Raw genomic sequence first — 15,076 nt, 5'->3', positions numbered from 1 at the left:
GCCCTTGATGGTCTTCACCAGCAGCACCGTCGGTTGGCCCTTGTGTTCCTGCGCGACCTTGAAGGCGGCGTAGATTTTATGCGGATCGTGACCGCCGCGGGTCAGGCGCCAGATGTCGTCGTCGGTCATGTTGGCGACCATTTCCAGCAGCTTCGGATGCTTGCCGAAGAAGTTCTTGCGCACGTAGGCGCCGTCCTTGGCCTTGAAGTTCTGGTATTCGCCGTCGACGGTTTCCATCATCACGCGTTGCAGGATGCCATCCTTGTCCTGCGCCAGCAGCGCGTCCCAGCCCGGACCCCAGATGACCTTGACGACATTCCAGCCGGCGCCGCGGAAGTCCGCTTCCAGTTCCTGGATGATCTTGCCGTTGCCGCGCACCGGACCGTCGAGGCGTTGCAGGTTGCAGTTGACGACGATGACCAGGTTGTCCAGTTTTTCGCGCGCGGCCATGCCGATGGCGCCCAGCGATTCCGGCTCGTCCATCTCGCCGTCGCCGCAGAAGGCCCAGACCTTGCGGTCGGTGGTGTCGGCGATGGAGCGGGCGTGCAGGTACTTGAGGAAGCGCGCCTGGTAGATCGCCATCAGCGGGCCCAGGCCCATCGAGACGGTCGGGAACTGCCAGAAGTCGGGCATCAGTTTCGGGTGCGGATACGAGGACAGGCCCTTGCCGCCGACTTCGCGGCGGAAATGGGTCAGCTTATCTTCGCTCAAACGGCCTTCGAGGAAGGCGCGCGCGTAGACGCCGGGCGAGGAGTGGCCCTGGATGTACAGCAGGTCGCCGCCGTGGTTTTCGCTAGGCGCTTTCCAGAAGTGGTTGAAGCCGATGCCCAGCATATTGGCCAGCGAGGCGAACGAGGACAGGTGGCCGCCCAGGTCGCCGTCCACGCGGTTGGCCTTGACCACCATCGCCATCGCGTTCCAGCGCATCCACGAGCGCAGGCGCTCTTCGTATTCCAGGTTGCCCGGGCAATGGACTTCCTGGTGCAGGGGGATGGTGTTGACGTAGGCGGTGTTGCTGGAGAACGGGATCGTGGCGCCGCGGCGGCGGGCCAGATCAACCATGCGTTCCATCAGGTATTGGGCGCGTTCCGGGCCTTCCGCGGCGAGCACCGCTTCCAGCGCGTCCATCCATTCTTTGGTTTCCTGGGTATCAGGGTCGGCGGCGGTGAGCGCCGTGAGCTGGTCAAGTTGAGCTGACATTGTTTTGAGTCTCCTGTGTGAGTGCCCGAATTTCGGAACGCTGGCGGACGGTGTTTCGCTGATTATTTACTAATACGGGAATTAAGTGTGGGAGATTCTAACAGCACTTCAGGCCATTTTCAAATTGCGATACGGCATTCCGTATTGTGAAAAATCGTGCCATTTGCCCAGTAGGCGTATGCTGCACCGCAGCACAAGCGACCGCAGCGTCAACCCTATTTCAGCCCGGTCGTCGGCCGCCTCGCAACGCAACATTCGCGCCCGGACGACGTGCCGGAGCGCGCTGGCGGCGTGACGGCTTTATAATCTTGCTTTTACCTGCCCACAGAGCACACCATGCCAGCCCAACTGATCGACGGAATCGCCCTTTCCCAAAAATTGCGTAGCGAAATTGCAACGCGCGCCGCCGCGCTGACGGCCAAGGGCACGCAGCCCGGCCTGGCCGTGATCCTGGTCGGCGAAGACCCGGCCAGCCAGGTCTATGTGCGCAACAAGGTCAAGGCCTGCGGCGACGTCGGCTTCCACTCGGTGCTGGAAAAGTACGAGGCCGACATGCCGGAAGCGGCGCTGCTGGCCCGCATCGCCGCGCTCAACGCCGACCCGGCCATCCACGGCATCCTGGTGCAGATGCCGCTGCCCAAGCATATCAACCCGCATAAAGTCATAGAGGCGATCTCAACGGCCAAGGACGTCGACGGCTACTCGGTGCTCAGCGCCGGCGAGCTGATGACGGGGCTGGAAGGTTTCCGTCCGTGCACGCCGTACGGCTGCATGAAGCTGATCGAATCGACCGGCGTCGATTTGCGCGGCAAGCACGCGGTCGTCATCGGCCGCAGCAACACGGTCGGCAAGCCGATGGCGCTGCTGCTCTTGCAAGCGAACGCCACCGTCACTATCTGTCATAGTGCGACGCCGGACTTGGGCATGTACACGCGCCAGGCCGACATCGTGGTGGCCGCCGTCGGCCGCCGCAACACGCTGACGGCCGACATGGTCAAGCCGGGCGCCATCGTCATCGACGTCGGCATGAACCGCGACGACGCGGGCAAGCTGTGCGGCGACGTCGATTTCGCCGCCATCAAGGACGTGGCGTCGCACATCACGCCGGTGCCGGGCGGCGTCGGACCGATGACGATCACGATGCTGCTGATGAATACGGTTGAGGCGGCGGAACGGCTGAAATAAAACGTCGCGCCACGGCCAACGCCACGAAACGATGATCTGCCTCCGACGTCACGGCGCCGGCGCTACCCGCAACGACACATTGGAATCTCTATGACTACTGACGTACAAAACCCCCTACTCGATTTCTCCGGCCTGCCGCGCTTCGACGCCATCACGCCCGACCATGTCGGCCCCGCCATCGATGCGCTGCTGGAGCAAAACCGCGCCGTCGTCGCCCAGCTGGAAGCGCCGTCGGAGCAGGTGACGTGGGAAAACTTCGTCGCGCCGCTGGAAAACTCGACCGAGCTGCTGGGCCGCGCCTGGGGCATCGTCAGCCATCTGAACAATGTCGTCGACACGCCCGAGCTGCGCGCCGCCTACAACGAGAACCAGCCTAAGGTGACCGAGTTCTGGACCGCGCTGGCCCAGAACGAGGCGCTGTTCGGCAAATACAAGGCGCTCAAGGGCGACGCCAACTTCGCCAGCCTGTCGCCGGCGCGCCAGACCATCATCGACAACGCCGTGCGCGACTTCCGCATGGGCGGCGCCGAGCTGCCGGCCGAGCAGAAGGAACGCTTCGCCGACATCCAGGAAGAACACGCGGCGGTGTCGACGCGCTTCTCGGAAAACGTGCTCGACGCGACCAACGACTACAAGCTGCTGATCGCCGACGAGGCCGAGCTGGCCGGCCTGCCGGCCGACGTCAAGCAGGCGGCCCGCGCCGCCGCCGAAAAGGACGGCAAGGACGGCTATGAGTTTTCGCTGCACTTCCCGTCCTATTTCCCCATCCTGCAATTCGCCGACCACCGTGCCCTGCGCGAAACCGTCTACCGCGCCAACGTGACCAAGGCCTCCGAACAGGGCGAGGCCTTCAGCCAGCGCGACGCGTGGGACAACACGCAAAACATCGTCACGCTGCTCAAGTTGCGCGACGAGGAAGCCAAGCTGCTCGGCTACAAGAACTTCGCCGAAGTGTCGCTGGTGTCGAAGATGGCGCAGAGCCCGGAACAGGTGATCGCCTTCCTGGAAGACCTGGCCAAGCGCGCCCGCCCCTACGCCGAGCAAGACCTGGCCGAGCTGCGCGCCTACGCCAAGGACGAGCTGGGCCTGGCGCAGATGGAAGCCTGGGACTTCCCTTACGCGTCCGAAAAACTGCAGGAGCGCCGCTACGCCTTCTCGGCCCAGGAAGTGAAGCAATACTTCCCCGAGCACAAAGTGGTCGACGGCCTGTTCCGCCTCGTGCAGAGCCTGTTCTCGGTGACGATCACGCCCGACACGGCCACCACCTGGCATAAGGATGTGCGCTTCTTCCGCATCGAACGGGACGGCAAGCTGATCGGCCAGTTCTACCTCGACCTGTACGCGCGCGCCGGCAAGAGCGGCGGCGCGTGGATGGACGACGCCCGCGGCCGCCGCCTGGAAACGGGCGGCGCGCTGCAAACGCCGGTGGCCTACCTCACCTGCAACTTCACCGAGCCGGCCACGGTCGACGGCGTGGTCCAGCCGTCGCTGTTCACGCACGACGAAGTCATCACCCTGTTCCACGAATTCGGCCACGGCCTGCACCACATGCTGACCCAGGTCGACGAAATCGGCGTGTCCGGCATTTCCGGCGTCGAGTGGGACGCGGTCGAGCTGCCGTCGCAATTCATGGAAAACTTCTGCTGGGAATGGGACGTGCTGGAACACATGACGGCCCACGTCGTCACCGGCGAACCCTTGCCGCGCGCGCTGTACGACAAGATGCTGGCGGCGAAGAATTTCCAGTCCGGCTTGCAGACCCTGCGCCAGGTCGAGTTTTCGCTGCTCGACATGCATTTGCACTACGACTACGAGCCGGCCGGCGGCAAGTCGGTGCAGCAGGTGATCGACGAAGTGCGCGGCCAGTTCGCCATCATCGTGCCGCCCGCGTTCAACCGCTTCCAGAATTCCTTCGGCCACATCTTCGCCGGCGGCTACGCGGCCGGTTATTACAGCTACAAGTGGGCCGAGGTGCTGTCGGCCGACGCCTACAGCGCCTTCGAGGAGGCGGCGGCGCTCGGCGGCGGCCAGCTGACGACGGAAACGGGACGCCGCTTCCAGCAGGAGATCCTGGCCGTCGGCGGTTCGCGGCCGGCGCTGGCATCGTTCACGGCCTTCCGCGGCCGCGAGCCGAGCATCGACGCGCTGCTGCGTCACAGCGGCATGGCGGCCTGACCGTGGCGCGCCGGATCACGCGGCACGGTCAGCTCGCCCTGCTCTTGCTGGCGGCCCTGGCCGGCATGGGCGGCGCCGGCGCGCAAGTGTACAAATGGGTCGACGGCAAGGGCGTGACGCATTACAGCGACGCGCCGCCGCCGCCGGCCTCCAAGGCCAAGGTGGAAGTCAAATCCTTCGCCGGCGGCGGCGCCAACCCGGAGCTGCCGTTCGAACTGGCCGAGGCGGCCAAGAACCGCCCGGTCACGCTGTACACGACGGCCCAGTGCGACGCCTGCAACGAGGCGCGCGCGATGCTGATGGCGCGCGGCATCCCCTTCCGCGAAAAAACCGTCGCCACTGCCGACGATCAGGCGGCGCTGAAAAAGGCCGGCAGCGCCGGCCAGCTGCCGTTGCTGCTGGTCGGGCGCAGCAAGCAGATCGGCTACGAGGCGACGGCATGGGGCGCCCTGCTCAGCGAGGCCGGCTATCCGGCCGAGAAAATGCTGCCGCCGAATTATCAAAACGGCGGCGCCGCGCCGGCCGCGCCGCCGCCCCAGCCCAGCCCGGAAGCGCAGGCGCGCGCCGCCGCCAAGGCCGCCGCCGAGGAGGCTGCGCGCAGCCAGCCATTGCCTGCGGCCAACGCCCCACCGGGTTTCCAGTTCTAGGATGGGGGCGGAACAGTTAAAATGACTGTTCGCCATCTTTCTTGAAGCTGTCTCCATGTCCCGTATCGATTTTCACAGCAATGTGCCGGACAAGATCGCCTACGCCTGCCGCCTGGTGCGCAAGGCCTATGCGGCCGGCAACCGCGTCGTGCTGATGGCGGACGACGCGGCCCAGCTGGCGGCGCTGGACGCCGAACTGTGGACGTTTTCCGCCACCGACTTCCTGCCGCACGTGCCCGCCGGCGACGCGCTGGCCGCCCACACCGCCATCATCCTGGCCGACAGCGACGACGCGCCGCTGCCGCACCACGAGCTGCTGGTGAACCTGGCGCGCCGCATTCCGGCCCACGTCGGCCAGTTCCAGCGCGTGATCGAAGTCATTTCCGCCGATCCGGACGACGCCGCCGCCGGCCGCCAGCGCTATGTCGCCTACAAGCGGCAAGACTATCCCCTCACCCACTTTGTCGCAGGAAAAACATGACACCAGCCCCGTCGTTCGACGCCAGCATTCCCGTATTGACCGAAGTGTTGAAGGACGAACCGGCGCCCGACGCGCCGGCGCACGACCATCCCGCCACCGCCCCCGTCCCGGCCGCGGCCGTGGCGCCGGCGCCGGCCGACCCGGCCGCGCAGCTGGAAGCGGCCGCCGTCAGCGACTGGAGCGAGTCGCAATGGGCGTTGCTGGAACATCGTTTGTCGGACCGCATCCTGCATCAGTTGCAGGGACGGGTAGATTTCGTGCTCGAACAGCGCGTCAAGGACAGCATGGAGGCCATCGTCAACGGCGCCCTGCATGAATTGACGCGCGAAATCCGCAGCGGCCTGCACGACACCATCCAGAAAATCGTCGCCCGCGCCGTGGCGCAGGAGCTGACGCACCTGCAAGCCCAGAAAAAATAATCACACTTTTGTGCGACTAAGCGAAAAAGCCCGCGTTCGCCCTTTGCGCAACGTTTATTTTGTTGTACCTTCTGGCCTTGTGCAAATTTTCTAACCCGACGCCCGCGCGGCGCCGCTGCGGTTCCACCCTCTGGAGAATGTTTATGCTGTTCAAAACGAAGTTCCTTCCACTTGCCGTCGCCCTGGCTTTCGCTGGCAGCGCCGGTGCGCAAGAAGTGGTCAAGATCGGTCACGTCGGTCCGATTTCGGGCGCCTCCGCGCACCTGGGCAAGGACAACGAGAACGGCGCGAAAATGGCGATCGACGATTTGAACGCCGAGAACTTCAAGATCAACGGCAAAGTCGTCAAATTCGTGCTGGTGCCGGAAGACGACGCGGCCGATCCGAAACAGGGCACGGCCGTCGCGCAGAAACTGGTGGACGCCAAAGTCAACGGCGTGATCGGCCACCTGAACTCGGGCACCACCGTGCCGGCCTCCAAGATTTACTTCGACGCCGGCATCCCGCAGATTTCGCCGTCGTCGACCACGCCGCAATACACCAAGCAAAACTTCAACACGGCCTTCCGCGTCGTCGCCAATGACAACAATCTCGGCGGCACGCTGGGCGCTTACGCCGTCGGCACGCTGGGCGCGAAGAAAATCGCCGTCATCGACGACCGCAGCGCCTACGGCCAGGGCGTCGCCGAGGAATTCGCCAAGGGCGCCAAGAAAGCCATGCCGGGCGTGCAAATCGTCGGCAAGGAATTCACCAACGCCAACGCGACCGACTTCAACGCGATTCTGACCAGCATCAAGGGCAAGAGTCCCGACCTGATCTTCTTCGGCGGCATGGACTCGGTCGGTGGCCCGATGCTGCGCCAGATGAAGGCGCTGGGCATCACCGCGAAATTCATGGGCGGCGACGGCGTCTGCACGGAAGCGCTGCCGAAACTGGCCGGCGACGCCGCCGGCACCAACGTCACCTGCGCCGAAGCGGGCGGCGTGACGACCGACCAGCAAAAGAAAATGGACGACTTCCTGGTCCGCTACAAGAAAAAGTACAACATCGACGTGCAACTCTACGCGCCGTATGTGTACGACGCCGTGATGACGATGGCGACGGCGATGGCCGACGCCAAGTCGGCCGATCCGGCGAAATACCTGCCGTATCTGGCCAAGGTGAAATATCAGGGCGTCACCGGCTTGATTTCCTTCGACCCCAAAGGCGATATCAAGGATGGCGCGATGACCTTGTTCAACTACAAGGACGGCAAGAAGACCAAGCTGGAAGTCATCAAGTAATCAAATAATCGTCCACGCTGTCGCAAGAAGCGCGCTGCTCGAAAGGGTGGCGCGCTTTTTTATTGCCGCCGGCCGGCGCGGAGGAAAAAAAACGCGCCGGTCGAGAGCTCGACGGCGCGTTGTAGCGGGCTGGCAGAATTACTTCTGCGACAGCACCCATTTCACCAGCGTTTCGGCTTCCGCCTGCGTCACCTGTGGATTGGCCGGCATCGGCACCGCGCCCCAGACGCCGGAGCCGCCCTTCATGACTTTTTGCACCAGCTTGTCTTCGACGCCTTTTTGACCGGCATATTTTGCCGCCACGTCCTTGTACGCCGGACCGACTACCTTGGTGCTCACCGCATGGCAAGCCAGGCAGTTCTTGGCTTTTGCCAAATCCAGGCCGGCGTCGGCCAGTGCCGCTTGCGACGCCACAGCCGACACGACCAACATTCCCACCATCATCAATGAACGTTTCATCTTTTTCTCCAAAGTAATCCTGCCATAATTCTACCGTGTTTTTGACACAGATCTATATGGCGCTGGAAACACAACGCAATGGCCGGCGCCGGCGTTGACTGGCGGCCAAATATTGCCCCCAGCCAAGGCGTTTTCTTTGTAAGATGGCGGTACAACCTGGAGTCACGTCATGCCCCTCATTCTTCTCATCCTTGCCCTGTGCGGACTGCGCTATTTTGAAGTGTGGCGCTTTGCCGAATTATCGTGGTGGTGGATCGTCGGGCTGATGGTGTTCGCCTTCCTCTGGTTCGAATTTTTGGAATCGATGCTGGGGCTGGACAAGCGCAGGGCGCACAATGTCGACGAGAAGCGGCGCCAGGACCGCATCAAGCACAATTTCGGGAAGAAGAAAAAGTAGGGGCCGGCGCCGAGAACGGGGTAAAGACTGGGGGCAGCGGCGCAGACTAATCCGCGCCGCTCAGCGCCTCAGCGCCTCAGCGCTTCAACTGCGACAAATCCCGCACGGCGCCGCGGTCGGCCGACGTCGTCAGCGCGGCGTAGGCCCGCAACGCTTGCGACACCACGCGGTCGCGCTTGACCGGCAACCACGCGGCCTCACCCTTCGCTTCCATCGCGGCGCGGCGCGCGGCCAGCGCGGCGGCATCGATGCGCAGGTTGATGCTGCGCGCCGGAATGTCGATGTCGATCATGTCGCCCTCCTCCACCAGCCCGATGGCGCCGCCTTCGGCCGCTTCCGGTGACGCGTGCCCGATCACCAGCCCCGACGAGCCGCCCGAGAAGCGCCCGTCCGTGAACAGGGCGCAAGCCTTGCCCAGGCCTTTGGACTTGATGTACGACGTCGGATACAGCATCTCCTGCATGCCGGGCCCGCCTTTCGGGCCTTCGTAACGGATCACGACGACGTCACCTTCATGCACGGCGTCGCCGAGGATGGCTTCGACGGCCGCGTCCTGGCTTTCAAACACGCGCGCCTTGCCGCTGAATTTCAAGATGCTTTCATCCACGCCGGCCGTCTTGACGATGCAACCCTTCTCGGCCAGGTTGCCGTACAACACGGCCAGGCCGCCATCCTGCGAATAAGCGTGCTCCTTATCGCGGATGCAGCCGGTGGCGCGGTCGGTGTCGAGCGCGTCGTAGCGCTCCGATTGCGAGAACGCCACCTGCGTCGGCACCCCGCCCGGCGCGGCGCGGAACAGCTGGCGCACGGCCGGGTCGTCGGTGCGCATGATGTCGTTGCGGGCGATGGCCTCGGCCATGGTGGGCGCGTGGATGGTCGGCAGCGAGGTGTCGAACAGGCCGCCACGGGCCAGCTCGCCCAGGATGGCGAAGATGCCGCCGGCGCGGTGCACATCTTCGATGTGGTATTTGTCGGTCATCGGCGCGACCTTGCACAGGCAGGGCACCTTGCGCGAGATGCGGTCGATGTCGGCCATCGTGAAGTCGACTTCGGCTTCGTGGGCGGCGGCCAGCATGTGCAGCACGGTGTTGGTCGAGCCGCCCATCGAGACGTCGAGCGCCATCGCGTTTTCGAACGCGGCCTTGGTGGCGATGGAGCGCGGCAGCACCGAGTAGTCGTCCTCCTCGTAGTGCCGCTTGGCCAGCTCGACGATGAGGCGGCCGGCCCGCAGGAACAGCTGTTCGCGGTCGGCGTGGGTGGCGACGATGGTGCCGTTGCCGGGCAGCGCCAGGCCCAACGCCTCGGTCAGGCAATTCATCGAGTTTGCGGTGAACATGCCGGAGCAGGAGCCGCAGGTGGGGCAGGCGGAACGCTCGATCTCGGCCACGTCGGCGTCGCTGACGCTGCTGTCGCCGGCCTTGATCATGGCGTCGACCAGGTCGAGCTTGATGATTTTCTGCTTGCCGTCGACCACTTTCAAGACCTTGCCCGCTTCCATGGGCCCGCCGGAGATGAAGATCACCGGGATGTTCAGGCGCATCGCGGCCATCAGCATGCCGGGCGTGATCTTGTCGCAGTTGGAAATGCAGACCATGGCGTCGGCGCAGTGGGCGTTGACCATGTATTCGACCGAGTCGGCGATCAGGTCGCGCGAGGGCAGCGAGTACAACATGCCGCCGTGGCCCATGGCGATGCCGTCGTCGACGGCGATGGTGTTGAATTCCTTGGCGACGCCGCCGGCTTTTTCGATTTCGCGCGCGACCAGCTGGCCGAGGTCTTTCAAATGCACGTGGCCGGGCACGAACTGGGTGAAGGAGTTGACGACGGCGACGATGGGCTTGTCGAAATCGCCGTCCTTCATGCCGGTGGCGCGCCACAGCGCGCGGGCGCCGGCCATGTTGCGGCCGTGGGTGGTGGTGCGGGATCGGTATTGCGGCATGATTATCTCCAGAAATAAGGGCGGCCCAAGGCTTGCGTCGTACCTTGCAGAGTGCCTCGCGCAGGGGCCAGTGTCAAATATAAGATAGGCGTAGCTGTGATTCGTTTAAGATATCGAACATGACTATTTGAATGGATATGCATATCGATGAACGTGGAACTGCGCCAGCTGCGCTATTTCGTCACCGTCGCCGAGGAGCTGCACTTCGGCAAGGCCGCCCTGCGCCTGCACATGACCCAGCCGCCGCTGTCGCAGACGATACAGGCGCTGGAGGCGCTGCTGGGCGCGCCGCTGTTCGAGCGCAACCGGCGCGGCGTGAGCCTGACCCCGGCCGGCGCCGCGCTGTTGCCGGAGGCGCGCCGCATGCTGGCCCAGGCGCAGGCCTTGCCACAGCTGGTGCAACGCGCCGCGGCCGGCGAGGTCGGCCGGCTGTCGCTGGCCTTCGTGTCGTCGGCCGATTACAGCGTGCTGCCGCCCTTCCTGCGCGCCTATCGCGCCGCCTTCCCGCAGGTGCTGATCGGCTTGCAGGAGGCGACGTCGGACTGGCAGCTCGACGAGCTGCTGCACGGGCGCATCGACGCCGGCCTGCTGATACCGCCGCTGCCCGAGCCGGCGCGGCTGGAGCTCGATTACCTGCCGGTGCTCAAGGAGCCGCTGATCCTGGCCGCGCCGGCCGGGCTGGCGGCGCTGAAGGGCAAGCGGCCGGTCAGGCTGGGCGCGCTGCCGCCCTTGCCGCTGATAATTTTCCCGCGCGCCATCGCGCCGGCCCTGCACGACGCCATCCTGGCCGTCTTCACGGCGGCCGGCATCACGCCGGCCATCGGCCAGGAAGCGATCCAGATGCAAACCATCGTCGGCCTCGTCTCGGCTGGCATGGGCATCGCGCTTGTGCCACAATCGGTGTCGAATTTAATGCGGCCCGGAGTAGAATACCGGGCCTTGGCGGACCCGACGCCACTGGTCGAAACGGGGCTGGCCTGGCGCCGCGATAACGCCTCGCCGGTGCTGCTGGGATTTTTGGAATTACTAAGGAAAAACACACTATGCTGATACACCCGATGCCCGACGCCATCGCCTTCCACCTCGGCCCGGTACAAGTCCATTGGTACGGCCTGATGTATGTGCTGGCGTTCGCGCTGTTCATCGCGCTGGGACGGGTGCGCATCAAGCAGCCGCACATCGCCGCCCAGGGCTGGAAGAACCAGGACCTCGACGACATGCTGTTCTACGGCATGCTCGGCGTCGTCATCGGCGGACGCCTCGGCGAAGTGCTGTTTTACCGTCCCGGCTTCTTCTTCAGCAATCCCATCGAGATCGTCGAAGTGTGGCATGGCGGCATGTCCTTCCACGGCGGCTTCCTCGGCGTGCTGATCGCGATGGCGCTGTGGGCCCGCAAGTCCCGGCGCAACATCCTCGACGTCTACGATTTCATCGCGCCGCTGGTGCCGCTGGGCTATGCCTGCGGACGGCTGGGCAACTTCATCAACGCCGAACTGCCGGGCCGCGTCGTCAGCGACCCGACGCTGCCGTGGGCCATGTTGTGGCCGGACACGCAATTCCCGCTGTCGCCGAACCCGGTCTTCCTGCAAGGGCTGCGCCATCCGTCGCCGCTGTACCAGTTGCTGATCGACGGCATCGTCGTCTTCATCATCCTGTGGATCTATGCGCGCAAGGAAAGGCCGCGGCTGGCCGTCGGCGCCATGTTCACGCTGCTGTACGGCATCGCGCGCTGCTTCACAGAATATTTCCGCACCCCGGACTGGGAAGTGACGTGGGCCGGGATACCGATCACGTCGGGCCAGATGCTGTCGATCCCGATGATCGTCGGCGCGCTCGCGATGCTGTTCTGGACCTACCGCAACAACCGCCGCAAGCCGGGTGCGCTGCCGGCCCGCGCCTGAGCCGTTCCTTGGGAGCTAAACCCGGCTGAACCAGCCGCCCGCCTCGCGCCGGGCAGTTTTTTTTTGCCGCGCCGCCGGACTGGTGCCCGGATCGATCACGCCAGCAATTGCTGGGTGATGTAGCGCCACTCGCCGGCCTCGACCGGCATGATGGACAGGCGGCTGCCCTTGGCCAGCAACTTCATGTGCTCCAGCTCGGCGTGCGTGCGCAGTTCGCGCAGCGGCAGCAGCGCCGTCTTGCGCACCAGCGTCACGTCGACGCTGACCCAGCGCGGCGTTTCCGGCGTCGCCTTGGGATCGAAATACTTGCCGCCCGCTTCATATTGGCTGGCGTCGGGATAGGCCACGCTGCTGATTTCGACGATGCCGGCGATGCCGGGTTCGGCGCAGCTGGAATGATAAAAGAAAGCCTGGTCGCCGACCCGCATGCCGTCGCGCATGAAGTTGCGCGCCTGATAATTGCGCACGCCAAACCAGGGCACGGTCCGCGCCGGCGCGGCGGCCACGTCATCGATGCTGACCTCGTCCGGTTCCGATTTCATCAACCAATATTGCATGTGCAAACTCTCTGGAAATGAATCAAACATCGTAGCGTCGTCAAAACGCGGACGTAAAAAAGCGGTTGCGCAATGATGCCGACAACCGCTGATTTAGTGTATTTGGCCCCGCCTGTGCCGCTATGCCGGCATCCCGAACCAAACGGTTCAAGGTGGTCACAGTTAGTTCAATTTCGGGTTCGTCGGACTAGCGACGCTCACGCCCATCAAACAAAATTCCGCAACCTGCGCACATAAATGGTTCAAGGAATATATGACAATCGCGAACACTGCAGGGTGACACGGAGTTTACTCCGATGTCCCCCTCAGGGGAAGGTGTTTCGCGATTTAAAACAGGTTTTCTTGCGGCGTCAGGGCGCTGTCGAGCACCTTGTGCATGGCGCTGATCTTTTGCTGCACGTCGAGGATGGACATGTCCGACAGCGGTCCCTGCGGCGCTTTGGCCGACAGGAATTCCGCCGCCATGCCCAGCGCCGCCATGACGGCGATGCGGTCGTTGCCCTTGATTTTGCCGCCGTCGCGGATCGCCGTCATCTTCTTGTCGAGGAAGGCGGCGGCCTCGCGCAGGGCGCGCTCTTCGTCGGCCTTGCAGACCAGGCGGTAGGGCTGGCCCAGGATGGTCACGTCCAGCTGGATCATTGCAGGTCCTCGTTGTCGGATGAGGCGGCCATCGATTCGGCGACCAGCGCGGGGATGTTTTCCAGCAGCGCGGCGACGCGGTCGTGCGCCTCGTTCAAGCGTTTCTGGCAGCCGAGATTGTCCACCACGAGGGCGGCATTGGCTTGACGCAATTGGGCGTTTTCCCGACGCAGGGCATGGGTCATTTCGGCCAACTGGTCGATTTTTTCGGATAGTTCTTGGAATTCGGAAATCATCCCGCCACTATAGGGCGGCAAGCGAATCGCCGTCAACCGAATCAGCCCCTTTCCAGGCAATTGAGCCCAGAAACGGGCAATTATTCGGCGCCGATTCGGCGCCGCGCCGGCCACGGCCGTATAAGTTTGCGCTCCGTCAACGCTTAGGCACATTCCTGCCGGTAACTTGTAGCCTGATATGAAATAAATGAGTGTTTGCCTTGAAATACCGCATAAGCGTCCCTATAATTGGCACTCGTTAGTAGAGAGTGCTAACAACTCTTGCTAGCCGCTGCGATCTGATTGCAACGGCAACTCGTCTAAAGACGCAGCCGGCTCCGCCGCTGCGGTCACCGTTGAGCACCACCATTGAATAAGGAGTTTTGTATGAACCTTCGCCCTTTGAACGATCGCGTCATCGTCAAACGTCTCGACCAGGAAACCAAAACCGCATCCGGCCTGATTATTCCTGATGCAGCCGCCGAAAAACCGGATCAAGGCGAAGTCCTTGCCGTCGGCAATGGCAAAGTCCTCGACGACGGCAAAGTCCGTCCTCTGGATGTCAAGGTCGGCGACCGCGTCCTGTTCGGCAAATACGCCGGCCAGACCGTCAAACTGGACGGCCAGGAACTGATGGTCATGCGCGAAGAAGACATCATGGCGATCGTTGTCAAGTAATTGACACTCGTCCGTACACTATTCCACTGAATTCAGGAGAAACAACATGGCAGCTAAAGAAGTAATCTTCGGCGACGCAGCGCGCGCCAAAATGGTCGAAGGCGTCAACATCCTCGCCAACGCAGTCAAAGTCACCCTGGGCCCGAAAGGCCGCAACGTCGTGCTGGAGCGCTCGTTCGGCGCCCCGACCGTGACCAAGGACGGCGTGTCGGTCGCGAAAGAAATTGAGCTGAAAGACAAGCTGCAAAACATGGGCGCGCAAATGGTCAAGGAAGTTGCTTCCCGCACCAGCGACAACGCCGGCGACGGCACCACCACCGCCACCGTGCTGGCGCAAGCCATCGTGCGCGAAGGCATGAAATTCGTGGCCGCCGGCATGAACCCGATGGACTTGAAGCGCGGCATCGACAAGGCCGTCGCCGCCACCGTCGAAGAGCTGGCAAAAATCGCTCGTCCATGCACCACCACCAAAGAAATCGCCCAGGTCGGCGCGATCTCGGCCAACTCCGACTACTCGATCGGCGAGCGCATCGCTGAAGCGATGGAAAAAGTCGGCAAGGAAGGCGTCATCACCGTCGAAGACGGCAAATCGCTGAACGACGAGCTGGACATCGTTGAAGGTATGCAGTTCGACCGCGGCTACCTGTCGCCATACTTCATCAACAACCAGGAAAAGCAAGTCGCCATCCTGGACAATCCATTCGTCCTGCTGTGCGACAAGAAAATCTCCAACATCCGTGACCTGCTGCCGGTACTGGAACAAGTCGCCAAGGCTGGCCGTCCACTGCTGATCATCGCTGAAGAAGTTGATGGCGAAGCCCTGGCTACGCTGGTGGTCAACACCCTGCGCGGTATTTTGAAAGTAGTGGCTGTCAAGGCTCCGGGCTTCGGCGATCGCCGC

The 15,076-nt window shown here is 63.4% G+C and carries 16 protein-coding genes, 1 other RNA gene and 1 pseudogene; 11 read left to right on the top strand and 7 right to left on the bottom strand.

Features of this window, described 5'->3' with window-relative positions:
- Positions 1 to 1,200, bottom strand: a pseudogene (aceE, locus tag Q0S71_RS03165) (pyruvate dehydrogenase (acetyl-transferring), homodimeric type); the annotation flags it as partial.
- Between the two features lie 336 nt (positions 1,201 to 1,536).
- Here aceE and folD point away from each other — a divergent pair.
- The 6 genes from folD to Q0S71_RS03135 all read left to right on the top strand — a co-directional run bounded on the left by folD (position 1,537) and on the right by Q0S71_RS03135 (position 7,390).
- The gene (gene folD, locus Q0S71_RS03160; RefSeq protein WP_295991211.1) at positions 1,537 to 2,385 is read left to right on the top strand and encodes a bifunctional methylenetetrahydrofolate dehydrogenase/methenyltetrahydrofolate cyclohydrolase FolD; all 849 of its coding nucleotides are present in this window, start codon (positions 1,537 to 1,539) and stop codon (positions 2,383 to 2,385) included.
- 90 nt (positions 2,386 to 2,475) lie between these two features.
- Positions 2,476 to 4,560 carry a M3 family metallopeptidase gene (locus tag Q0S71_RS03155; RefSeq protein ID WP_295991209.1) on the top strand — a complete coding sequence of 695 codons (2,085 nt, stop codon included), beginning with the start codon at positions 2,476 to 2,478 and terminating at the stop codon, positions 4,558 to 4,560.
- A gap of 2 nt (positions 4,561 to 4,562) precedes the next feature.
- Positions 4,563 to 5,207 (top strand): glutaredoxin family protein, encoded by a 645-nt coding sequence (locus tag Q0S71_RS03150; protein ID WP_295991206.1) that lies wholly within the window; start codon positions 4,563 to 4,565, stop codon positions 5,205 to 5,207.
- 55 nt (positions 5,208 to 5,262) lie between these two features.
- Positions 5,263 to 5,688, top strand: coding sequence for a DNA polymerase III subunit chi (locus tag Q0S71_RS03145; protein ID WP_295991204.1), 426 nt, complete (start codon positions 5,263 to 5,265; stop codon positions 5,686 to 5,688).
- On the top strand, positions 5,685 to 6,107 hold the full coding sequence (locus Q0S71_RS03140; RefSeq protein ID WP_295991201.1) for a hypothetical protein: 423 nt from the start codon (positions 5,685 to 5,687) through the stop codon (positions 6,105 to 6,107). Before Q0S71_RS03145 ends, Q0S71_RS03140 begins: the two co-directional genes overlap by 4 nt.
- 143 nt (positions 6,108 to 6,250) lie before the next feature.
- Positions 6,251 to 7,390, top strand: coding sequence for a branched-chain amino acid ABC transporter substrate-binding protein (locus tag Q0S71_RS03135; protein WP_295991197.1), 1,140 nt, complete (start codon positions 6,251 to 6,253; stop codon positions 7,388 to 7,390).
- Between the two features lie 138 nt (positions 7,391 to 7,528).
- Here Q0S71_RS03135 and Q0S71_RS03130 read toward each other — a convergent pair whose 3' ends face one another.
- On the bottom strand, positions 7,529 to 7,849 hold the full coding sequence (locus Q0S71_RS03130) for a c-type cytochrome (protein ID WP_295991215.1): 321 nt from the start codon (positions 7,847 to 7,849) through the stop codon (positions 7,529 to 7,531).
- Between the two features lie 169 nt (positions 7,850 to 8,018).
- Between Q0S71_RS03130 and Q0S71_RS03125 the strand changes: the two genes are divergently transcribed.
- Positions 8,019 to 8,246 carry a TIGR04438 family Trp-rich protein gene (locus Q0S71_RS03125; RefSeq protein ID WP_295991195.1) on the top strand — a complete coding sequence of 76 codons (228 nt, stop codon included), beginning with the start codon at positions 8,019 to 8,021 and terminating at the stop codon, positions 8,244 to 8,246.
- 76 nt (positions 8,247 to 8,322) lie between these two features.
- Here the strand turns inward: Q0S71_RS03125 and ilvD are convergent, their stop codons facing one another.
- Entirely contained in the window at positions 8,323 to 10,185 is a 1,863-nt protein-coding gene (gene ilvD / locus Q0S71_RS03120; protein WP_295991193.1) for a dihydroxy-acid dehydratase, read from the bottom strand.
- A gap of 147 nt (positions 10,186 to 10,332) precedes the next feature.
- Between ilvD and Q0S71_RS03115 the strand changes: the two genes are divergently transcribed.
- Positions 10,333 to 11,235 carry a LysR family transcriptional regulator gene (locus tag Q0S71_RS03115; protein WP_295991192.1) on the top strand — a complete coding sequence of 301 codons (903 nt, stop codon included), beginning with the start codon at positions 10,333 to 10,335 and terminating at the stop codon, positions 11,233 to 11,235.
- Positions 11,229 to 12,086 carry a prolipoprotein diacylglyceryl transferase gene (lgt, locus tag Q0S71_RS03110; RefSeq protein ID WP_295991188.1) on the top strand — a complete coding sequence of 286 codons (858 nt, stop codon included), beginning with the start codon at positions 11,229 to 11,231 and terminating at the stop codon, positions 12,084 to 12,086. Before Q0S71_RS03115 ends, lgt begins: the two co-directional genes overlap by 7 nt.
- Before the next feature lie 95 nt (positions 12,087 to 12,181).
- Here the strand turns inward: lgt and Q0S71_RS03105 are convergent, their stop codons facing one another.
- The 4 genes from Q0S71_RS03105 to Q0S71_RS03090 all read right to left on the bottom strand — a co-directional run bounded on the left by Q0S71_RS03105 (position 12,182) and on the right by Q0S71_RS03090 (position 13,518).
- Positions 12,182 to 12,643: an EVE domain-containing protein gene (locus tag Q0S71_RS03105; RefSeq protein ID WP_295991185.1), complete on the bottom strand. Its 462-nt coding sequence runs from the start codon at positions 12,641 to 12,643 to the stop codon at positions 12,182 to 12,184.
- Between the two features lie 101 nt (positions 12,644 to 12,744).
- A non-coding RNA gene (ssrS, locus tag Q0S71_RS03100) (6S RNA) lies at positions 12,745 to 12,924 on the bottom strand.
- A gap of 46 nt (positions 12,925 to 12,970) precedes the next feature.
- Positions 12,971 to 13,282, bottom strand: coding sequence for a cell division protein ZapA (locus tag Q0S71_RS03095; protein ID WP_295991182.1), 312 nt, complete (start codon positions 13,280 to 13,282; stop codon positions 12,971 to 12,973).
- Positions 13,279 to 13,518, bottom strand: coding sequence for a hypothetical protein (locus tag Q0S71_RS03090; protein ID WP_295991213.1), 240 nt, complete (start codon positions 13,516 to 13,518; stop codon positions 13,279 to 13,281). Before Q0S71_RS03090 ends, Q0S71_RS03095 begins: the two co-directional genes overlap by 4 nt.
- Positions 13,519 to 13,884: 366 nt before the next feature.
- On the opposite strand from Q0S71_RS03090, the gene groES reads away from it, so the two are divergent.
- On the top strand, positions 13,885 to 14,175 hold the full coding sequence (groES, locus tag Q0S71_RS03085; RefSeq protein WP_295991175.1) for a co-chaperone GroES: 291 nt from the start codon (positions 13,885 to 13,887) through the stop codon (positions 14,173 to 14,175).
- Between the two features lie 46 nt (positions 14,176 to 14,221).
- Positions 14,222 to 15,076: chaperonin GroEL (groEL, locus tag Q0S71_RS03080; RefSeq protein ID WP_295991170.1), on the top strand; the 855-nt coding region annotated here is incomplete at its 3' end.

The sequence above is a fragment of the Rugamonas sp. genome (assembly GCF_025354735.1).
In the GTDB taxonomy this organism is placed as follows: domain Bacteria; phylum Pseudomonadota; class Gammaproteobacteria; order Burkholderiales; family Burkholderiaceae_D; genus Rugamonas.
This window is presented reverse-complemented; position numbering and strand designations above follow the sequence as displayed.